The sequence below is a fragment of the Algoriphagus sp. A40 genome, from assembly GCF_002002735.1.
In the GTDB taxonomy this organism is placed as follows: Bacteria; Bacteroidota; Bacteroidia; order Cytophagales; family Cyclobacteriaceae; genus Algoriphagus.
On sequence record NZ_MUNY01000044.1, the window covers coordinates 85,407 to 105,111 of the forward strand.

General features: G+C 45.6%; 19 protein-coding genes. 12 read left to right on the forward strand and 7 right to left on the reverse strand.

The genetic code is table 11. The features are described from left to right. Positions 1-24: 24 nt before the first annotated feature. A complete protein-coding gene (locus B0E43_RS28155) occupies positions 25-252 on the forward strand; it encodes a DUF3820 family protein (RefSeq protein ID WP_077348106.1) in 228 nt (75 codons plus the stop codon). Then, entirely contained in the window at positions 249-1,028 is a 780-nt protein-coding gene (locus B0E43_RS28160) for a CPBP family intramembrane glutamic endopeptidase (RefSeq protein WP_077348108.1), read from the forward strand. The genes B0E43_RS28155 and B0E43_RS28160 overlap by 4 nt, the downstream gene beginning before the upstream one ends. Here B0E43_RS28160 and B0E43_RS28165 read toward each other — a convergent pair whose 3' ends face one another. From B0E43_RS28165 to B0E43_RS28180, 4 genes are all read right to left on the reverse strand, one after another. Then, complete coding sequence (locus B0E43_RS28165; RefSeq protein WP_077348110.1) at positions 1,029-2,156, reverse strand: serine hydrolase; 1,128 nt, start codon at positions 2,154-2,156, stop codon at positions 1,029-1,031. 246 nt (positions 2,157-2,402) lie between these two features. After that, positions 2,403-4,136 (reverse strand): family 43 glycosylhydrolase, encoded by a 1,734-nt coding sequence (locus B0E43_RS28170; RefSeq protein ID WP_077348112.1) that lies wholly within the window; start codon positions 4,134-4,136, stop codon positions 2,403-2,405. Positions 4,137-4,140: 4 nt separating this feature from the next. Further along, entirely contained in the window at positions 4,141-5,247 is a 1,107-nt protein-coding gene (locus B0E43_RS28175; protein WP_077348114.1) for a Gfo/Idh/MocA family protein, read from the reverse strand. A 184-nt stretch (positions 5,248-5,431) separates the two neighbouring features. Beyond that, the gene (locus B0E43_RS28180) at positions 5,432-5,701 is read right to left on the reverse strand and encodes a hypothetical protein (RefSeq protein WP_077348116.1); all 270 of its coding nucleotides are present in this window, start codon (positions 5,699-5,701) and stop codon (positions 5,432-5,434) included. A 254-nt stretch (positions 5,702-5,955) separates the two neighbouring features. Between B0E43_RS28180 and B0E43_RS28185 the strand changes: the two genes are divergently transcribed. The 4 genes from B0E43_RS28185 to B0E43_RS28200 all read left to right on the forward strand — a co-directional run bounded on the left by B0E43_RS28185 (position 5,956) and on the right by B0E43_RS28200 (position 9,525). Then, entirely contained in the window at positions 5,956-7,362 is a 1,407-nt protein-coding gene (locus B0E43_RS28185) for a sensor histidine kinase (protein WP_077348118.1), read from the forward strand. A gap of 286 nt (positions 7,363-7,648) precedes the next feature. Further along, complete coding sequence (locus B0E43_RS28190; RefSeq protein WP_077348120.1) at positions 7,649-8,098, forward strand: MarR family winged helix-turn-helix transcriptional regulator; 450 nt, start codon at positions 7,649-7,651, stop codon at positions 8,096-8,098. Between the two features lie 70 nt (positions 8,099-8,168). Further along, positions 8,169-9,185 carry an NAD(P)/FAD-dependent oxidoreductase gene (locus B0E43_RS28195; protein WP_077348122.1) on the forward strand — a complete coding sequence of 339 codons (1,017 nt, stop codon included), beginning with the start codon at positions 8,169-8,171 and terminating at the stop codon, positions 9,183-9,185. Positions 9,186-9,201: 16 nt separating this feature from the next. Next, positions 9,202-9,525, forward strand: coding sequence for a 2Fe-2S iron-sulfur cluster-binding protein (locus tag B0E43_RS28200; RefSeq protein ID WP_077348124.1), 324 nt, complete (start codon positions 9,202-9,204; stop codon positions 9,523-9,525). 89 nt (positions 9,526-9,614) lie between these two features. On the opposite strand, the gene B0E43_RS28205 is transcribed toward B0E43_RS28200, so the two are convergent. Both B0E43_RS28205 and B0E43_RS28210 read right to left on the reverse strand, forming a co-directional pair. Then, complete coding sequence (locus B0E43_RS28205; protein WP_077348126.1) at positions 9,615-10,187, reverse strand: hypothetical protein; 573 nt, start codon at positions 10,185-10,187, stop codon at positions 9,615-9,617. Positions 10,188-10,317: 130 nt separating this feature from the next. Continuing rightward, positions 10,318-11,454: an ATP-binding protein gene (locus B0E43_RS28210; RefSeq protein ID WP_077348128.1), complete on the reverse strand. Its 1,137-nt coding sequence runs from the start codon at positions 11,452-11,454 to the stop codon at positions 10,318-10,320. A 264-nt stretch (positions 11,455-11,718) separates the two neighbouring features. Between B0E43_RS28210 and B0E43_RS28215 the strand changes: the two genes are divergently transcribed. The 3 genes from B0E43_RS28215 (at position 11,719) to B0E43_RS28225 (ending at position 14,351) form a co-directional block, all read left to right on the forward strand. Then, positions 11,719-12,165 (forward strand): DUF4440 domain-containing protein, encoded by a 447-nt coding sequence (locus tag B0E43_RS28215; protein WP_077348130.1) that lies wholly within the window; start codon positions 11,719-11,721, stop codon positions 12,163-12,165. 135 nt (positions 12,166-12,300) lie between these two features. Further along, complete coding sequence (locus B0E43_RS28220) at positions 12,301-12,573, forward strand: DUF4242 domain-containing protein (protein WP_077348132.1); 273 nt, start codon at positions 12,301-12,303, stop codon at positions 12,571-12,573. An 83-nt stretch (positions 12,574-12,656) separates the two neighbouring features. Then, a complete protein-coding gene (locus B0E43_RS28225; RefSeq protein ID WP_168171908.1) occupies positions 12,657-14,351 on the forward strand; it encodes an amidohydrolase in 1,695 nt (564 codons plus the stop codon). An 80-nt stretch (positions 14,352-14,431) separates the two neighbouring features. Here B0E43_RS28225 and B0E43_RS28230 read toward each other — a convergent pair whose 3' ends face one another. Further along, positions 14,432-16,066, reverse strand: coding sequence for a carboxylesterase/lipase family protein (locus tag B0E43_RS28230; RefSeq protein WP_077348136.1), 1,635 nt, complete (start codon positions 16,064-16,066; stop codon positions 14,432-14,434). Positions 16,067-16,164: 98 nt separating this feature from the next. Between B0E43_RS28230 and B0E43_RS28235 the strand changes: the two genes are divergently transcribed. Genes B0E43_RS28235 through B0E43_RS28245 form a run of 3 tightly spaced genes read left to right on the forward strand, consistent with a single transcriptional unit; the run spans position 16,165 to position 19,704 of the window. Continuing rightward, positions 16,165-16,869 carry an NUDIX domain-containing protein gene (locus tag B0E43_RS28235; protein WP_077348138.1) on the forward strand — a complete coding sequence of 235 codons (705 nt, stop codon included), beginning with the start codon at positions 16,165-16,167 and terminating at the stop codon, positions 16,867-16,869. Between the two features lie 3 nt (positions 16,870-16,872). After that, positions 16,873-18,414, forward strand: a complete 1,542-nt coding sequence (locus B0E43_RS28240) for a carboxylesterase/lipase family protein (RefSeq protein ID WP_077348140.1) — start codon at positions 16,873-16,875, stop codon at positions 18,412-18,414. Between the two features lie 3 nt (positions 18,415-18,417). After that, positions 18,418-19,704, forward strand: coding sequence for a CitMHS family transporter (locus tag B0E43_RS28245; RefSeq protein WP_077348142.1), 1,287 nt, complete (start codon positions 18,418-18,420; stop codon positions 19,702-19,704). The last annotated feature ends 1 nt before the right edge of the window (position 19,705 follow it).

The window sequence follows — 19,705 nt, forward strand, 5'->3', positions numbered from 1 at the left end:
TAGGAATCCTTCTAAATTCGACCCATGAATCCTGAAATCCTCATCGATCTGGTGACCAAAACCATGCCCTTTGGAAAATACAAAGGTCGCCTGCTGGCCGATATCCCTGAGCACTACTTGGTCTGGCTAAAGGGAAAAGGTTTTCCCGAGGGCAAACTGGGTATGTGGCTCAATACACTCTATGAAATCAGGCTCAATGGATTGGAGGAAATCCTGGTGGAGTTGAAGAAAAAATACCCTTACAAACGATGAGTAAAATTCTTTCCTTCCTGACTTGGCAGCGGGTACCAGCCCGGGAGATTGCATTTCGAAACCTCAGACAGGAAAGCAAATTTTTGTTAGCGTATGCCATATTTTATGTGATTCTGGCATTTGGGATTGGATTTTTGATTTTAAAATTCCCACTGCCCCTCCTGGGAGCCAAAGATTTTGTCCAGGATTTTTGGTACTCGGCGGTATTCAAATTCGGTTTCCTGTTACTCCTACCTGCTTTTCTCTTTTTTCGCATTTGGAACTATTCCATGCGGGATTTGCTGCTTGGCATCCGTCCCAAACCTTCGGTCCTGATAAAAGGAGGCCTCCTGATTGCCCTGGGTTTTTCTCTGAATCTCAGGTATATTTCAAAAATCACAGAGCAGCTGCCCGTTATTGAAGATGCAGGACTGAGGCTGTTCGTCGGGACCTTTTTGCCCCTACTGATCGCCGGACTGCCGGAAGAATTGTTTTTTCGGGGCATGCTTCAGACGCGCTTGGAAAAGATCTGGAATGCTCAATTGGCCGTTGTCATTTCAGGATTGCTGTTTACCGCATGGCACCTCCCGAGCCGGTTTTTTCTGGCAAATGGTGTGGAGGGTCAAGCCGGAGACCTCGGTTCGGTGCTGTTGGGGACGGGGCTGCCGGTATTTCTCGTCAGTTGCTTTTTCGGATGGCATTGGGCGAGGTACCGCAACCTTCCTTTGCTGATTTTGGTGCACTGGGCCATTGATATTCTGCCATCCCTGAGCTCGTTTTTTGGGGTCAGCAATTAATCATGGCTTGATCCATTCTTCATAGAGAATTTCCACCGACTGACGGATGACCCGATTGAAGCCATCCTGGTATGCCGGATCGCAGCCATTGCTGATGACTACGAAGCCAAACTTTTCCTCTGGATCAAAAAACATCGCGCTATACAAACCGTAGGCCGAACCTGTATGTCCGGTCAGTTCAATACCGGGAATCAGCGTCTTTGTTTTCAAAAGCGCCAATCCATAGTTTTCATCTACCGAAACCGGAGTTTGCATGAGCTGGGCGCTCTTTTTGGAGATAATCCGCTCTTTTTCCCCCTTGCCAAAATTCATGTGCATGACCATGTATTTTGCCAGATCCTCAGCTGAAATTTTCATGCCTCCTGTCGGAGAAAAAATCGGCGCGCTATATCCCAAAACGTAGTTGGCGATCTCTTCTTTCCTCGGCGCATAAGCTGCCGGAGAGTAAGAAAACTTGGACGAATCCGGCAAATAGGCATAAATCCCGGCAAAACTGGAGGCATCCAGTTCGCTGACATTGTAACCCCCATACAAATTCAGCGGTTCGAGAATGTGATTTCTCACGTAATGGTCAAACCTTTCTCCCGAAGCCCTTTCGATGATGGCCCCAGTCATGTTGAAATTCAGGTTGCAGTACTGGTAGCCTTTGCCGGGTTCGTAGTCGTTGTAAACTTTTTGCCAGTTTGGGTTCTTGGCGGGATTGAAGACATCGAGTGTGAAATAACCCTCGGAATCATTGATGCTGGAGGTATGGGACAGCAGCATTTTCAGGGTGATGGGCGTGTTCGGGAATTTGGGATTGCGAACCTCAAAGCCAACCAAATCACTCACCTCATCGTCCAGACTGAGCTTTTTATTTTCTACCAGTTGCATAATCGAGGTGGCGGAAAAGGACTTGGAAATGGAAGCAATCCGGAAAATATCCGTGGTTTGAAGCGGTCTGGTTCCCTCTTCTTTCCATCCAAAAGCGTTGGAATAAACCAGCTCCCCATCTTTGACCACCGCTACCGATAGGCCCATCACCGGATAGGTCTCCATCAACTGAATGATGCGCTGTTCGGTCTGGTTTTGGGCTTGCAACCCAAATCCGAAACACAGCAGGAGAAATAGTGACAGGCAGTATTTCATGGAAGGGTAAAGTTAAGGGTTAAGGGTTAAACGTTAAGGGTTAAGCGTTAAGGGTTAAGGGTGTCTGGTTGTCATGTTGTCCGGTTGTCGAGTTCAGGTTCTTTGTTCCATTCCCTTCTATCTTGGCTCATGGTTCTTGGCTCTTGTTTCTTAATCCTTGATCCTTGATCCTTGTCTCTTGGTACTTAGTTCTTGGTACTTGATACTTGGCTCTTGGTTCTTGGCTCTTGGTTCTAATTTCATCCCTCACTCCACCCGCTGCACTTCGTACTTTTCGCTAACTCCGTTTTCGCTGATGGCTTCGATGGTGAAATAGTAAGGCTTGGTTCGGTCCATGGTTTTCAGCCAGTATTCGTTGTTTCCAAGGACCATGATCGTATTGTAAAGCTTGTCAGGTGCTACACCGTAGGAAATATGATAGGCATAGGCATCGGCCATGGGTGACCATTTGATAAAGGCACTGCGCTTGTCCTTTTCGGTACGAAAGACCATAAACTGCTTCACTTTCTCCGGCTTGGCTCCACCACCATTTCCGAAAATCCGGAATCCGCTAAGTGCAAATTTTCCAGTCGGCATGTGGATGTTTTCCAGCTTGAGGTATCGGGTTTTCACCGGTTTTTTCAACTCCACATATTCGTGTGGGATGTCAGTGAGGTTTTTACTTTTGTCCACCAAGACTTCCCACTTTTTCCCGTCCAAGGAATGATAAAGAATGTACTGGTGAAACTGATCCGTTCTTTTTCCCAACCTATCATCCGCCACATCCTGATCGGCATAGTTGATCTGAACGGCATGGACCGTGCTAAGCTGTCCGAGGTCACTTTGGATCCACTCACCTTTGTCGCCTGAAGCAGCGCTCCAGTAGGTTTTAAGGTCTTCATCATTGGCTTTGTTGGGGGAAAAGCCACCCAAAGTTGAGGATACTTGCAGTGGTTTGTCGTAGTTCAGCAGCATCCAGCCCGTGAACTGACCGGCCTTTTCCGTGCCAGGGAGGTAGTGGGGATAATCCCCAAAAGCCAGATTGCTCCACATTACATCGTCTTTGTCAAAGCCTGTCGGCCAGATTCCCAGTCTCCTTTCGAAGGTATTTTTTACCGAAATCATGATCGAACTGATATGCCAGTATAATCCCTGATTGTCTTTGAACGTACTGCCATGCCCAGCCCCTCTGGCAAATCCCCCCAACTTCATGCTCAGGGGATCTGATTGCGGTGTAAACGGCCCTAAAGGAGTTGGTCCAACCACCACCCCATCAGAATAGCCGCTAAACTCCGTACCCGGTGCGCCATATTGCAAGTAATACTTCCCATTGTGCTTGGTCACATGGGCTCCTTCCATAAAAGGATCGAGGAAGGTATTATCCATGTGCTCCCCAAAACGCTGCCAACCGTATTTGTCGGGTTCGAGCAGGTACATTTCCTTGCGTGTGCCGATGGGTTGCATGGTTTTCCGATCGAGCTCGACCCCGTAGAGTGGATAGCGGTTGGAGCTGCCATTGTACATGTACAAACGGCCATCATCGTCCGTGAAAAAGTCCGGATCCCAGCCTCCGATTTCAAACTTTTCAACCAAAGGTTTCCATTCGTTGGCCTTTGGATCAGTGCTCATCCAAATGGTAAAATCCTTCTCATAAGTTGATCCCATCACCAAGACCGTGTCGCCCACGATTCCAACTGCCGGAGCGCAAAGTTCATCATAGACTTTGTTCCAGGGTTGGAGAAAAAGTCGGGAATGAAACTCCCAATTGTACATGTCCTCGCTCGTCCAATAGCCCCATTGGTTAGTGGAAAAAAGGATAAAAGTCCCTTTGTAATTGACAATCACCGGATCAGCAGTGGCCCGGTGTCGCCCCCATTCCGAAAAATTGGGAATGGGCGTGTAGCCGTAATCCAGGTTGATGGGATTGCAATAAGTCTGCTGCTGCGCTGCGGCAGAACCGGCAAAAAACAGCAGCAAGCATAAGATTTTCAGGGCTTTCATGGGCTTATTTTTTGGGTAGAAAAACAATCTTACCTGAAGCTGCACTTTCCTTGGCGGCTTGAAGAATTTCCATTACAAGCAGGTTATTTTCCAGAGAATAGGGATCAAAAGCTTCCAATTGAAGCTCACCCCGGACCACCGCGAACAGGACCGAAAAAGGATCGTCGAATGGGGCTTTTCGCTCAGGCAGATCCATTTTTTCCTCCTCAAATCCGCTGTACCCCTCAGCCATTCGAACTCGAAGATGGCTGCCGTCATCGGCAAAAATTGCCCCGGTCTGCCCGTAGACTTCCATATCTTTTCGACCAATGGGCCAGTTCCAGGAAGCTTCGATTATGGTTTGGGAATTGGGATAGGCAAGAATGATCGTGGCTTCGTCGTCCACTTTGGGATTGTCGGAGGGATTTAACTGCTGTGTGATGGCAGTGACTGAGATGGGCCGCAGCCCGTCCAAAAGCCAAGTGCTGAGGTTGGCGCCGTAGCAGCCAAAATCCATCAAAGCTCCAGCTCCGTTCAGGTTCGGATCGGTTAGCCATTCGAGAAATTCCGGTCCGACACCGATTTGTTTGGGTCCACGGTGGCCGTCTCTTACGACTATTTTGCGGACCTCGCCGATCTGTCCAGAGTGCAGCAGTTCATTGGCCTTTTCATTGCTGGAATACCAGCTGGTTTCGTAATTGGTGAGTAGGTGGATTTGATGCTTTTCGGCAAGTGCAGCCATTTCTGTCGCATGCTCCAGACTGACTGCCAAAGGCTTTTCGACCATGACGTGGATGCCTTTGGGTGCGCATACCCGGACGATTTCCAGATGATGAAAAGTCGCTCCAAAGCCGGTCACTGCTTCCGGCTTGGTCTTTTCGACCATTTCCTCCACCGTATCAAAGACAATATCCATGGAAATCCCATGCTGCTTCGCATACCGCTCGGCCAATTCCCGGTTGGGTTCGGCAATACCGACAATTTCGAAATCAGGTCGTTGGTTTGCTTCCAATACCCAGCCCACGTGACCATGATGGAGCCCTGCAACACCGATTTTTAGGGGATCATTTTGGGAAAATGCGAAGGGTAGAAAGCCAAAAAGCAGAATTAAAAACAGGGTGTATTTTTTCATTCTGGAATTTAAGCCAGAAAGCTAACAATTGCGATTTTTGATCTTGGATTTAATAGGCTTTAAACAAGCCCATTTCCTTCAAACAAACCCACCTTCAGGAGACAGGAATTTCAAACTTCACAAATCGAATTTTAAACCTCGAACTATTGGGAAGGAGTCCTCCACTTTTGCCGCATTCCAAATTTCAACTTTTTATTCTTTCCTTCTGAAGTCTGTCAAACTCCTCCAACAAGGCAATAAGTTTTACTCGGACATTTTTATCTGAAATATCTAAGCCCATTGCTGAAAACTGAGTTTGGATAAACTTCAGGGCGTTGTAAGGTGTGACTTGTACTTTGTTGAAGGCCGCCTCTTCTGGAGTCAGGATATTGTTATACATGTCCATCAGGACATAACCTCGGTCAGACGTTCGTAAAACTTCAAGGGCTTTATCAATTACAGAATTCCACTTCATTGGTTTGTTATTTAGGTTGGGTGATTTGGTCTAAAGATAAAAAGCCAATCCAAAATAAAAAATTAATATAGTTCTCCTATTAAATAGAGGGTATATACCTAACACTAGTAAAAAATACCAATCTTAATGTTAGTAAGATCAGGATAAAAATAGACAATTCATTATTTTGAAGAACTTTTCTCCCTTTTAAAACCCGGAGATGAACCAACTCTGAAGGCTCATTTCGGAATTTTGACAAACTATATTTTATTCCCATGGGCAGCTATATAAAATCGGCTTTCGAAACGCTTCGGTCAATCCCTGAGCTCTTACCTGTACCTGATTCCCAGGTTGAATGGCTTTTGAAAAACTCGGAATTTCGATCCCTTCAGGAAGGTGAGTACCTTTTTGAACCGGAAATGCAGGCTGACCGGCTGTTCATTATCCTAGAAGGGGCAGTAGATTTGTTTTTTGTTCAGGGCGGAAATCGAAAAACCATACTCAATTATCAAAAAGGGGGAATTTTGGGCTATTTACCTTATTCCCGTATCCAGAAATCCGTTTCATATTGTATTGCCACCTCTCAGACTGAAGTCTTATCCTTCCCAAAATCCAAAATCAGAGAGCTAATTCTCCAAAATCCTGAACTGACGGAAGAATTGGTTCAAATCTTGGTTTCCCGGACAGGAAATTTCACCTCCCAAGCACTACAAAATGAAAAGATCCTGACCTTGGGAAAGCTTTCTGCGGGACTTTCCCATGAACTGAACAGCCCGATTGCGTCGATCCATCGGGATAATGACGAAATCGCCCGCCTTTTAGGCTCAGAATTTCTGAATGAACTGGTGGTTTCCTATTCGGGTTTGGTTGCGGAAGAAAAACCTAAACTTCTGGCAGCAATTGATAAATGGAAACATTCAGTCCGGCCTGCAGGCTGGAATCCTGCCGATACCAGAACTCTCGAAAATGACTGGAAGGAAAAGCTAAAAACTTGGGGGATGACCAACCCGGAGGAAGCTGCAGAGGTTTTTACTGATTTTGGAATTGATCCAGAGGAAATCAGCTTTTGGATCAAAAAATTGAACCCACAGGTAGTGGAAACATGGTTGGGATGGGTTCAGTTTTTACTCCAATCCCAGGCTTTAGTTGCCAATATTAAAAATGCAACCGAACGGATAAACCGCCTGATCAAAGCGGTAAAATCTTACACCCACCTGGATCAGGCTCCTGTGAAGACATCCCTAAATCTTTCTACAGGCATAGAGGAGACACTTTCCCTTTTGGCTCATAAAATAAAAGCTTCCCGGGTAGAAGTTGACTTCACAATTTCAGATCCGCCCATCACCATAATGGGATTTCCGGGTGAACTCAATCAAATCTGGACCAACCTCATCGACAATGCAGTGGATGCCATGGAAAAAGCACCGAATCCCAAACTGGAAATAAAAATCACTCCCAATAAAGAAATGGCAATTACCACCATCACAGATAATGGTTCGGGGATTCCGGAAGAAATCAGGGAGAAAATTTTTCAACCTTATTTTACCACAAAACAAATGGGAAAAGGAACAGGGATTGGGCTCGATTTGGTCAGCCAAATTCTCAGCCGCCACGGAGGAAATATCAGTGTGAATTCGATTTCAGGAAAAACCACTTTTCAGGTGGAGCTTCCGATAAACTGACCCCAAATGCTATAAAAGGGGATTTTTGAATGTTCCTGGGAAAACCTTTTCCGTAAAATGACCCACCTTTTAATGGTCGCTTTTTAGAATTCCATCCACTCCGACAATTGCCTTTTGATAATTGAAATGGCTTCCCAATTCCGGATGGTAAACGGACCTTGAAAATTGTGAGAGCCAGATTGCCTTAAAGGGTTTTGAAAAACAATTCCAACTTTCCCTATAATTTTTATAGGCTATTTATTTGCAGATAAATTTTATTTATATATTTGTCACACTAACTATTGGTATGACACAAGAACTATTTGCACGCTACTCATTCCTTCTCGACCGAACGGCCCGAAAGGTGAAGCAGTACGCTCAGCATCAGTTCAAAACCGGTGAGTTTGACGTGACAGTCGATCAATGGCTGGTGCTTAAAAATCTTTCTGAAAACGAACTTTTGAGCCAAACTGAGCTTGCAAACTTGGTTTTTAAAGACAACCCTACGCTCACCCGGATTATTGATTTGCTCTGCAAAAAAGGATACGTGGAGCGGATTGCGCATCCCCAAGACCGAAGGAGCTTCCAGCTTCATCTGACCGAATCCGGACTTGACAAAGTCAGCGAGCTGAGACCCAAGATTCTGGAGATTCGCGAAAAGGCTTGGGAAAACCTGACAGCCAAGGATTTTGAGGAATTCAAACGCATCCTGGACACTATTTACCAAAATTTGGATGGCCAGGTTATTGAAGAGTAAAAGTATTTAGTATACTAATTATATTTGTACGAACATTTTGGAATTTATCGGAGTTTAAGCTCCCAAAGCCATGAACACAAACACGATCAATACTGACCTTTGCATCATCGGAGCTGGTCCGGTGGGACTTTTTGCTGTATTTGAAGCAGGGTTGCTCAAGATGCGTTGCCACCTGATAGATGCCCTACCGCAGGTGGGAGGTCAGCTTTCGGAGATTTATCCCCAAAAACCGATCTACGATATTCCCGGCTATCCGGAAGTAAATGCGCAGGACTTGGTGGATAACCTGATGGAGCAAGCCAAGCCTTTCCAGCCAACTTTTACCCTCGGCGAGCGCGTGGATCATCTGGACAAGCAGGCAGACGGAAGTTTCATTGTCACCACAAGTGACAAAACGCATGTTCATGCACAGGTGATTATCATTGCCGGTGGATTGGGTTGTTTTGAGCCTAGAAAGCCCGTGTTGACCAACTTGGAGAAATTTGAAGGCAAAGGCATCAACTACATGGTGAAAAACCCGGAAACTTTCCGTGACAAAAATGTCGTGATTGCAGGCGGTGGTGATTCTGCTTTGGACTGGTCTATTTTCCTTGCAAAAGTGGCCAAGAGAGTCACTTTGGTCCACAGAAACGAGACTTTCCGCGGCACTCCTGATTCTGCTGCCAAAGTATTTGACCTGGCAAACAGAGGTAAACTGGATCTGATCCTTTCCGCCAATCTGAAGGAAGTAAACGGTAATGGAAAATTGGAAAAAGTAATCCTCGAGGACAAATGGAAGCAGGATTTGACCATCGATGCGGATTACCTGATTCCACTTTTCGGGCTGAGTCCAAAGTTGGGTCCAATCGCAGACTGGGGTCTGAGCATTGACAAAAACGCCATAGAAGTGGATACCCGAGACTACTCCACAGGAGTGGAAAGAATTTATGCTATCGGCGATATCAACACTTATCCGGGCAAGCTGAAGCTGATTCTTTGTGGATTCCACGAGGCAGCGATTATGATGCACTCGGCTTTCAAATATGTGTATCCAGATCAGAAACTGAGCTTCAAATACACCACTGTAAACGGAGTCAACGCCTTCTAAAACCTATCTTTGCATCATGGTAAAATTCACTGTAGAAGATCACGACGGAAATAGACAGGAAGTCGAAGCTCCGGACGATATGGGCTTCAATCTCATGGAGATCCTGAAAGCTTCGGATTTCCCAGTTTTGGCGACTTGTGGAGGCATGGCGCTTTGCGGCACCTGCCACATTGAAGTTTTGGAGGGAAAGGACGGTCTGGGTGATGCCACCGATCCCGAACTGGACCAACTCGAAAACCTGCCGGAATACTACCCTACTTCCCGCCTATCTTGCCAGATCCGCATCAGCGACATTCTTGAAGGTGCTGTAGTGAAGCTGAGGGGAGAAGATGTAGTTTGATTTGAGATTTGATGCTTCGACTTCGCTCAGCATAAAGATTTGAAATTTGAAATTCGAACCACCTGGAGACGGGTGGTTTTTTCATTGCACTAATTTGAAAAGTAATTTAAGGGGCCGCTGTAGGTAAACGAGTAGGTTATTTCGACCTCAACAAATTTCTCTAAAAAAAAGTCATACACCTCCTGCTGGGCTACAAGGCGGATCATTCTGTTTTCTTGAAAATATTCTAAACTTTTTACTCCAAACTTGTAATCAAATTGCTTTGGGTCATTTGTAAAACCTTGATCGCCTCCGTACCACGTCAATTCTAAGTTATTTCCCTCTCCAGAACCTACTATTTTCCTAATATTCCCCCAAAGCCAAATAATTTCTCTCTCCATTGAAACTTTGTCCACTTGTTCTATCACTGAAAAATAATCGAAGTCCATTACTGGCGTTGATTTGTTTAAACGCCAATTAATCCTATAACCATCCTTGCCGCCAAAAGGCATTCTATCTATATGCTCGGTGGTTTGCTGACCTGAATTCGTGAAATCTAAAGGAATTGGCGTAGTGACGGATTCTGCCAAGTACAAACCATAAGGAACATTAGGCCTTTCCTCTTCCTTACATCCATTCAGAAAAATCAGGATAGGAACAAAAAGAGTAGCAATTTTTCTCATAGCTAAATTTAGTTATAAATAGGGTTGATTTCTATTTCTGTTACCAAAACTTACCAATTCCTTTTCTGAGCATTTAAATACAACCTCTTGTTTAAGAGGAGGTTTTATTTTTTATCACTAGTTTAAACCCTTATCCAATCACCCACTCCCAAAAATTCTCCTTAGAAACCTCATTCCATTTTGCATCAGGATAGCCTTTTGCAAATGCCGCAGGTACTTTTGATTTTTTCGTTCCCCACTTAAATTCCAAGCCTTGGATTTGCTGCTGACTGTTTACTTCCAGCAGGTCAATTTCCTGTCCGTCATAGGTCCTCCAGAAGTAATATTGAGGGAAGTAATTCTGCGAAGAATTAAACTTCATCCGCTCGGTGATCATCCACTGCTCCCAAAGTTGGCCGATATCATTTCGGAATAAAATCGGACTGAAATTATTGATCAAAGCATTTCGAATGCCATTGTCATAGAAATACCACTTTTTGGATTTACTGACTTCTTTTCGGAGATTCTGACTGAATCCATTGAGCGGAAAAATCACAAAGACCTTGGAAAGCAAATCCAAATAGCGATCCACAGTTTCTTTATTTAGCTGCAAGCTATTCCCCAATTCAACGGTACTGACCTGACTTCCCACCTGAAATGCAAGCAATTTCAGCAGGCGAAACAGCACGTCCGCCCCTTTGATATTGGTCAATGCCAGCAAGTCTTTCAGCAAATAGGAATTGATCAGAGACTTGAGGTATTCCTCTTTTTCCTCCAGCCTTGGTAAGTGAATCAACTCCGGATATCCCCCGTAAATCAGCCGGTTTTCTAATTGGCCTAGAGTTTCAAGCATATTTTCCTTTTGAGAAAACTCGACCTGCGCCAAAGGAAAAAGCTGATGGATAAGCTGCCTTCCAACCAAAGGTTCGCCCGCATCATTTACCAAATCCAAACTACTGCTGCCCGTAGCGATGATGGTGATTCCCGGAATGGAATCAATCATGAGTTTCAGTATTTTACCAATATTCGGAACCGCCTGTGCTTCATCGATAATCACCAGTTTGTTTTCACCAATCAGCTGTTTGTAGTTCGCCACGGTTCGATTCTGAAGAACTTCGGCAACCTGAGCATCTTCGCCCAATAGAAATAATGTCTGGTCTTGATGCTGTCTATGGATCTCCTGAATGATCGTAGTTTTCCCAGTGCGTCTACTTCCATAGAGCATCAGCACTTTTTGTTTACCGATCTGACTTAAGATCTTTTTCGCTACAAATCTTGGGATTTCCATACTCCTTATTACTTCTTAATCAGGAAACACTTCCTTTGACCGTCGCAATTTACATTAATTGCGTCAAACAAACCGCCTAATTTACATTAATTGCGCTGGTTAACCAGCCTAATTTACATTAATTGCGCCGGTCATTCAGCCTAATTTACATTTTATCAAAACCAAAATCGACAATTTTGGCAAATCAAAAGTTCCTAAATGGGCTAAATCAGGTGTTTTTCACAAAATAATCCTTACTTTAAATCCTGTCTCAAGCTCCAAAAAATGAAAATCCTGACCTTTCTTCTCTTCCTCGTTCCCACCCTTGCTTTCTCCCAAATAAAACCAGGAGAAAAAGAGGACGCTCTCAAAATCCACCAGCTGATCGAGCAATATTCCCAAGCCAGGGAAACCCGCGATACCGTCCTTCTCAAAGAAATCCTGACCGAAGATGTGGATCAACTCGTCTCCAACGGGGAATGGAGAAATGGCATCCGCGAAGCTGTGGACGGCATGCTGCGAAGCTCCACCGCAAATCCGGGAATCCGCAAACTCCATGTCGAAAAGATCAAATACCTCAGTGATGAAATCGCCCTAGTGGATTGTAGGTACGTCCTGACCGATCCAAATGGAAGCGAGCGAAACCTTTGGAGCAGCTTTACAGTGGTTTTCATCAAAAAATCATGGAAAATTTCCGCAATTCGGAACATGAACCCCACAAGGGGGAATTAGAAAATCCACTTTTTAACCTACAGAGTTTTAACTACTTTCATTAAGTTTTTGATCAAAGTGGAACCCAGAAACCACTTTAAAAAACGGGGCGAAGCCGAAAAGCCAAACGAGTAGGCATTCCAAAATTTCACCTAAATGCCAAAGTATGTAATCGAGCGAGAAATTCCCGGTGCGGGAAAACTCAGCGCTGAACAATTGAAAGGAATTTCACAGGTTTCCTGTGGAGTTTTGAGCAAAATGGGATCCCAGATTCAATGGCTTCACAGCTATGTCACCAGGGATAAAATTTACTGCGTTTACATCGCTCCAAACGAAGAGATGGTCAGAGAACATGCCAAGCAGGGCGGATTTCCGGCCAATTCCGTTGCAGAAGTCGCCACCATTATTGACCCGGTCACGGCGGAGTAAACCCATCCAAAAAAATGAAAAGTGCAGGATTTTCTGCACTTTTTTTATTTCCCGACTTTGGAATGAATCCCCTATTTTACCTTATGCGAAACCTTCTGCTCCTTTTTCTGCTCATTCTCTTTTTCTCGAGTTGCAATCCCACTACAAACCCTCCGTCCCTGATTCTGATAAATGGCAAAATCTGGACTGGGGAAGGCCCGGACACTTTTGTGGAAGCTTTGGCAATCGAAGGAAATGTAATTTCAGAGACCGGAAATTCAGAAACCATTTCAGCCTTGGCGGGACCTGAAACAGAGATAATTGACCTTCAGGGCAAGTTGGTGACAGCAGGATTCAATGACGCCCACATACATTTCCTGAGCGGATCCATGGGTTTGACCCAAGTAGATTTACTTGCCACTACCTCTTTGGAAGAGGTCTTTGAAATTACTGCCAGTTTCATCCAGAATAACCCAGAAAAGGAATGGATCACAGGCCGCGGTTGGCAGTACACTTACTTTGAAACCGGCCTTCCAGATCACCAAACCATGAAAGCGCTTGACATCGACAAACCGGTTTTTATCAAAGCTTACGACGGTCACAGCGCTTATGCCAATCCAAAAGCTTTGGAAATGGCGGGAATTACTTCCTCCACAGTTTTTGAAGGTTTCGGAGAAGTAGTCAAAGATGCCTCGGGCAATCCGACAGGAGCTTTGAAGGAAGGAGCGATGAGTCTAGTTGGAAATCTGGTACCACAACCAAGCTACGAGGACGAGATTCAGGCTCTCCAAAAAGGAATGGAACTCGCTGCTTCCCTCGGCATCACGAGCATGCAAAATGCCAGCGGAAGCGAGAAAGAGTTGAAACTTTTCCTGGATTTGTTGGCCAAAAACGAACTTACCATCCGCTATGCAGCCAGCTTTTCTGTCGGAGAAAATACTACTCCCGAAGAGCTTGACCGCTTCAACTTTTTGAAAGACAGCATCGGTACAGCAAATCCCTGGATCCGCGCCGACGCCATCAAATTCATGATCGACGGAGTCATAGAATCCCACACTGCTGCCATGCTGGAGCACTATTCTGATTTGCTACCAGAGGATGAGCTTGCCTTGGGATTGCTCAATATTCCCTCCGAAAAATATAATGCTTTGGTAAAAAAACTGGACGCTGAGGGGTTCCGGCTTTACACCCACGCAATTGGTGACCGGGGAGTAAGAGAAGTGTTTTCGGCTTATGAAAATGCTGTCAAAGAAAACCCTACCCTGGAAAGAAGGCACCGGATCGAGCATATCGAGACTATCTCCCCTGACGACATTCCAAGATTTTCAAAATCAGGAATCTTGGCTAGCATGGAGCCCATTCACGCAGATCCTGCAACAGTGGGAGTCTGGTCCAAGGCCATCGGTGAGGAACGGCTTCTTTGGTCATTTGCCTGGAATTCGATTCTGAACAGCGGAGCCAAATTGGTCTTCAGTTCTGACTGGCCTGCCTGCATCAGTTTGGATCCGATCAGGGGCATCCATGTTGCGGTCAACAGACGGGATCCATCCGGTTTCCCGGAGGAGGGATGGATTCCAAGAGAAAAGATCAGCATTTATGAAGCCATGAAGGCCTATACTTCAATGGGAGCCTTCTCTTCCTTTGAAGAAAACAAAAAAGGCCTCATCAAACCTGGCTTTTTGGCAGATCTAATCGTGCTTTCGGAGGACATTTTCACCCTGGATCCAATGAGAATCCATGAAGTAAAAGTGGAAAAGACCATCGTCGATGGAAAAAAAGTATTTCAACTAGAAAAATGAAAAAGGCCAGTTTCCTGGCCTTTTAAACAAACAGAAATGCGTGTTAAGCTTAAATCTACTGTTTGGATGATCAACAACTATCAGTTGCTATTCTTGTAAAATCGGTCATGGAATCTATATCTGGCATCTGTAGCCGATTTTATTTCCTTGGATCCAGTATCTATAATCAACACAGGCGGATTTTGATCTCCAGGCTTGGCTGCAGACCAGGCAGGAACGCCCTCTCCGTTTGGATTCCCGGTTTTCACAAAGTTGGTAAAGTAATTTAGCATCGTTTCAGAAGCTTTGAAATCTTCCTGAGTCCAGGCAAACTCCTTGACCAAGTGAAGATTTCCCATGGCATATTCGATTTCAGCAGCATGACGGGCACCGACCTGCTTGGGTGCCGGACTTGGATTTTCACTTCGAACGGTCCCTCCTGCCAGTCCTGCTGTAAGGTTTTTATCTACTAAAGGCGGGGAAAGTTTGCTGAACAAATACCGATAAACCGGTAGCTTGCTGTGGTTTCTGTGCAGGTCAAACCACTTCCAGGTGCTGTAGGAAATAAAGCGGTCCGAAGCCAATTCCGTCGCGGAAATCTCCACCTGCTCAGGCGTCTCGTGGGCGTACAAAGCCAAAACCTCATTTGCCTGATCTGGGTACGCCTCTTTCACTTTAGTGATGAATGCATCTTTAGTATAAGGCTGTCCCTGCATAAAGGCCTGTCCGGGAATTTCAGCTGAATTCCAGCCCAAAAGCAACGGAACCTGCGCCTGTTCTCCTGAACGGAAGATCTCTGGAAGGGATTTGGGTAGAAAATAATTGTCAATTACAACCGGAAATCCGAATCTTCCGTCTTCCTGATAAATTTCCAGAAGGTCCTTCGCTGACATTTTTCTCAACTCTGCCATGGAGCCTAAGCCAGCCTTTTCAATAAATTCCTTCCCGGTTTTCTCTGCTTCAGCCAGAGACACAGGAGCCAAAGTTGGATGGATCCCAGCGCCACTTTCACCGATTGCTCCATGGATCAGATTTTTGGAAATTGGGGAGGCCATTTGGTAGGAAACAGAGATCGAACCCGCCGATTCCCCTGCGATAGTCACTTGGTTTGGATTACCTCCAAAGGCGGCGATGTTATCTTTCACCCATTGCAAGGCCAAAGCCTGATCCAATAAACCATAATTTCCGGAGGCTTTATAAGATGCCTCAGCACTCAACTCGGGATGTGCCAAAAATCCAAATATCCCCAATCGGTAGTTTACTGTCACGACTACTACTCCTTTTTTGGACATACTTTCTCCATTGTATCTAGGCTCAGAAGCATCGCCAGCTACAAATCCGCCTCCGTAGAAATACAACAGAACAGGAAGATCTTTTGAGTTTCGCTTGGCCGGCGTCCACACATTCAGTGTCAGACAGTCCTCAGACACGCCAGCTGACCAGCTGTTCATATCTCCGAAGACCAATCCCTGGACGGGTCTTGGCCCGAATTCCTTTGTTTCTTTTACCCCGCTCCAAGATGCAGCTGGCACAGGTGCTTTCCAGCGTAAATCTCCTACCGGAGGCTTGGCAAAAGGAATCCCGAAGTAGGTGGAGATTCCGTTTGTCACGTTATAATTTCCTTCGATTACCCCATTTTTGAGGGTGGTTTGGACTGGCATGGAATTGTCACTTTGGGAAAAAACGAGGGTGGCACTGAAGAAAACCAGGGCCAAATTGAGGAATAGACGTTTCATGGGTAATTTAACTTTAGGTCCTATTGTATCACTTTGAGACAATAATAATTGCTCTTACCGAAAAATCCTATTTACTTAGACCAGAATTATCATCCAGCATGCCTCTACCTGACCAATCCCAATTCATACCCCATATCGCTTTTGATTCTGTAGTCTTTGGCTTTTCCAAGGGAAAACTCAAAATTCTCCTGATGGAATACCATGCAACTGGCTGGCAAGCGCTACCGGGAGGCTTTGTGGGAAGGACTGAAAACTTGGAAGATGCGGTGAAAAGGGGCCTTTTTGAGCGAACAGGACTTAATGAAATCTATTTACAGCAGTTTCACGCATTTGGAGATGTTGCCCGATATCGACCTGAAGTGATGAAAACCATTCTTGAAGCAAATGGGTATGCCGTTCCGGAAAACTATTGGATGCTGGACCGCTTTTTTTCAATCGCTTATTACGCCTTGATCGACCACGAAAAGGTGGATTTAACTCCCGATACCCTCTCGGATTCCATCGCTTGGTACGATATCGAGCAATTGCCTGAACTGATTTTTGACCATGGTAAAATTGTCAAAAAAGCCCTGCAAACACTCCGTGAAAACCTGGACCGCAACCTGATCGGCGGAAACCTGCTTCCCCCTCGGTTTACCATGAATGAACTTCAGGCAGTGTATGAAGCCATTTTGGGTGAAAAACTCCGCCGCACAAGCTTCCAACGCAAGATGCTCAGCTTGGATATTTTGGAAAGACACGAAAAATTGTTCACCGGCAAAAGCCACAAAGCTCCCTTTTTATACAGCTTCAAAACCCATTAACCCATGATAAAACCGTATTATTTTTTCCTTCTCCTCTCTATTTCCTCCCTTTTTTCCTGCGGAAAAAAAGAAGCCGAAAACCTTGTTTCCATTGAATCCCTAAGGATAGATTCCGGTTTGATTTCCGGAAAAACAGATTCGAGCGGCCTGGTGAAAATCTTCAAAGGTATTCCATTCGCGGCACCACCATTGGGAGAACTCAGGTGGAAAGCTCCTCAGCCGGTTGCTGCTTGGGAAGGAGTCAAAGCCTGCACCGAAAATCCTGCCGCTCCGATGCAAAAACCTCCGGTTCCATTCTTTGCCTGGTCTGCCGAATTCCTCATTCCGGCGGAACCTATTTCAGAAGATTGCCTCTACCTCAATGTTTGGACAGCGGCGGAAAAGGCCGACGAAAAACGCCCCGTGATGGTCTGGATCTACGGCGGAGGGTTCAATTCAGGGGGCAATACTGTTCCGCTTTATGACGGAGAGGACCTTGCCAAGGCCGGGATCGTGGTGGTTAATCTCAATTATCGGGTCGGGATGCTGGGCTTTTTGGCCCATCCCGAACTGACTGCGGAAAGCCCCGACCAAACCTCCGGAAACTACGGAATACTGGATCAGATTGCCGCTTTGGAGTGGGTAAAAAGGAACATTGCAGCTTTTGGAGGTGATCCGGAAAATGTTACCATCGCAGGCCAGTCTGCCGGTGCTTTCAGTGTCAACGCTTTGGTAGTCTCACCGAAGGCAAAGGGACTTTTTCACAAAGCCATCGCACAAAGCGGGGGCATGTTTAACCGTGGTTCGGGTTTGGTATCCGGGCTTCAGGGTGCTGAAGAGAGGGGAAAACAACTGACCGACACCTTGGGTATTTCCCTTGGTGAATTGCGTAAAATCCCAGCAGACAGCCTTTTGAAAATCCAGGGTCGATTTGGTCCAGTGGTGGATGGAAAGATTTTACCGAGTGTAAGACAAGCTTTTGAAGAAGGGAAATTCTCCGATGTACCGCTTTTGACCGGTTGGAATGCAGATGATCGGGTCTCCGGAAATCAACCCAACACACCGGAAGAATTCAAGGCCAATGCCAAAAAACAATATGGAGGAAGGGCCGGGGAATACCTGCAGCTTTTCCCTGCCGGAAATGAGGTCGAACTGGAAGAAACCCTGAAAACCATCGGTGTGTTGGGTTTCGGATTTCAGAATTACACTTGGGCCAGGATGCAATCCGAAAAAGGACAAGACAAGGCCTATGTCTATTATTTCACGCGAGTTCCTCCTGGTGAACCCAATTACGGGGCATTCCATTCTGCAGAATTCAGCTATGCTTTTCACACCCTGAGAAACTGGAATCGACCCTTTGAGCAGGCAGATTATGCGCTGGAAAAAACCATGTCTAGCTATTGGGTCAACTTTGTGAAAACAGGAAATCCAAATGGCGAAGGCATTCCGGAATGGCCGGTTTTTGATCCGGAAAATCCGCTCGTAATCGAGCTGGGAGCAGAGGTCAAAACCCGGGCTTTGCCTTACTGGGAGCAGATGAAATTTATGGAAAGCCTTAATCGATAAGCAATGCTGGCATTCCTTGGCCTATTCACCATCGTTTTGTTGCTTTTCCTGGTTATCACCAAAAAGTCCTCTCCTGTAGTAGCCTTGATTTTAGTACCCGTAATGACGGGTATAGCAGCCGGAAAAACCACAGAACTTCCAGGAATGATCAGCGAAGGACTTTTGGCTATCGCTCCTACGGGAGTGATGTTTGTATTTGCAATTCTCTTTTTTGGGATTTTGTTGGATGCAGGTACTTTTCAGCCAATCATTAACCAACTTTTGAAAATTGCAGGAAATGACCCTGTAAAAATCGCCATTGCAACAGCCGTTTTGGCCATGATGATCCACTTGGACGGTTCGGGGGCGGTGACATTTTTGGTGGTAATTCCCGCAATGGTCCCGATTTACGATCAATTGGGGATGCGAAGGATTACCCTTGCTTGCATTGTGGCTTTGGCTGCCGGCACCATGAATATTCTCCCTTGGGGCGGGCCCACCATCCGTGCAGCGACAGCTCTCAATGTTTCGGTTACAGAACTTTTCAATCCAATTATAATCCCCTTCTTATTCGGACTGGGTACTGTTTTGCTGATTGCTTTTTTTCTGGGAAAAGGTGAAAAAAGCAGAATCGGCACCATTGCTTCTGAATTCAAAAATGAAGCGTTAACCCAATTCAGTGAACTTACAAGACCGAGGCTTTTCTGGGTAAATATTCTTTTGATCCTTTTGGCTATCACCATCATGGTTTTAGGTTGGGCGCCTCCCTTTGTTATTTTTATGCTAGCTTTTGCGTTGGCTCTTCTGATTAACTACCCCAAGGTAGAAGACCAGAAAAACCGGATTGACGCCCATGCAAAAGAAGCCATGCTGATGGCAAGCATTCTGTTTGCGGCAGGATGTTTCACCGGGATCCTTCAAGGAACTGGAATGATGGAAGCTATGGCAGGAACCGTTACAACCTTTTTGCCGGAACAACTGGGAAAACAGCTACCGCTTTTGACTGGGATTTTGGCGATGCCGGCAAGCCTGCTATTTGATCCGGATTCTTTCTATTTCGGGATTCTGCCGCTTTTGGCTTCCACGGCAGGACATTTTGGCGTGAGCAGTTTGGAAGTGGGGCAAGCAGCAATTATGGGACAGATGACCACCGGATTTCCGATAAGTCCGCTGACTGGTTCTACTTTTCTGTTGATCGGACTTGCCGGAGTGGATCTTGGAGAGCATCAAAAAAAGACCATTCCATTGGCATTCTTGGTCACAATGATAATTCTATTTGTATCCGTTTTGATGGGGATAATCACGGTTTAGC

What these genes read in the sequence shown, in the direction of transcription:
- B0E43_RS28185 (WP_077348118.1), top strand. Translation starts at nt 5,956, where the DNA reads ATGGGCAGCTATATAAAATCGGCTTTCGAAACGCTTCGGTCAATCCCT.
- B0E43_RS28245 (WP_077348142.1), top strand. Translation starts at nt 18,418, where the DNA reads ATGCTGGCATTCCTTGGCCTATTCACCATCGTTTTGTTGCTTTTCCTG.
- B0E43_RS28170 (WP_077348112.1), bottom strand. Translation starts at nt 4,136, where the DNA reads ATGAAAGCCCTGAAAATCTTATGCTTGCTGCTGTTTTTTGCCGGTTCT.
- B0E43_RS28235 (WP_077348138.1), top strand. Translation starts at nt 16,165, where the DNA reads ATGCCTCTACCTGACCAATCCCAATTCATACCCCATATCGCTTTTGAT.
- B0E43_RS28175 (WP_077348114.1), bottom strand. Translation starts at nt 5,247, where the DNA reads ATGAAAAAATACACCCTGTTTTTAATTCTGCTTTTTGGCTTTCTACCC.
- B0E43_RS28215 (WP_077348130.1), top strand. Translation starts at nt 11,719, where the DNA reads ATGAAAATCCTGACCTTTCTTCTCTTCCTCGTTCCCACCCTTGCTTTC.
- B0E43_RS28155 (WP_077348106.1), top strand. Translation starts at nt 25, where the DNA reads ATGAATCCTGAAATCCTCATCGATCTGGTGACCAAAACCATGCCCTTT.
- B0E43_RS28195 (WP_077348122.1), top strand. Translation starts at nt 8,169, where the DNA reads ATGAACACAAACACGATCAATACTGACCTTTGCATCATCGGAGCTGGT.
- B0E43_RS28240 (WP_077348140.1), top strand. Translation starts at nt 16,873, where the DNA reads ATGATAAAACCGTATTATTTTTTCCTTCTCCTCTCTATTTCCTCCCTT.
- B0E43_RS28200 (WP_077348124.1), top strand. Translation starts at nt 9,202, where the DNA reads ATGGTAAAATTCACTGTAGAAGATCACGACGGAAATAGACAGGAAGTC.
- B0E43_RS28160 (WP_077348108.1), top strand. Translation starts at nt 249, where the DNA reads ATGAGTAAAATTCTTTCCTTCCTGACTTGGCAGCGGGTACCAGCCCGG.
- B0E43_RS28220 (WP_077348132.1), top strand. Translation starts at nt 12,301, where the DNA reads ATGCCAAAGTATGTAATCGAGCGAGAAATTCCCGGTGCGGGAAAACTC.
- B0E43_RS28225 (WP_168171908.1), top strand. Translation starts at nt 12,657, where the DNA reads ATGCGAAACCTTCTGCTCCTTTTTCTGCTCATTCTCTTTTTCTCGAGT.
- B0E43_RS28230 (WP_077348136.1), bottom strand. Translation starts at nt 16,066, where the DNA reads ATGAAACGTCTATTCCTCAATTTGGCCCTGGTTTTCTTCAGTGCCACC.
- B0E43_RS28190 (WP_077348120.1), top strand. Translation starts at nt 7,649, where the DNA reads ATGACACAAGAACTATTTGCACGCTACTCATTCCTTCTCGACCGAACG.
- B0E43_RS28180 (WP_077348116.1), bottom strand. Translation starts at nt 5,701, where the DNA reads ATGAAGTGGAATTCTGTAATTGATAAAGCCCTTGAAGTTTTACGAACG.
- B0E43_RS28205 (WP_077348126.1), bottom strand. Translation starts at nt 10,187, where the DNA reads ATGAGAAAAATTGCTACTCTTTTTGTTCCTATCCTGATTTTTCTGAAT.
- B0E43_RS28210 (WP_077348128.1), bottom strand. Translation starts at nt 11,454, where the DNA reads ATGGAAATCCCAAGATTTGTAGCGAAAAAGATCTTAAGTCAGATCGGT.
- B0E43_RS28165 (WP_077348110.1), bottom strand. Translation starts at nt 2,156, where the DNA reads ATGAAATACTGCCTGTCACTATTTCTCCTGCTGTGTTTCGGATTTGGG.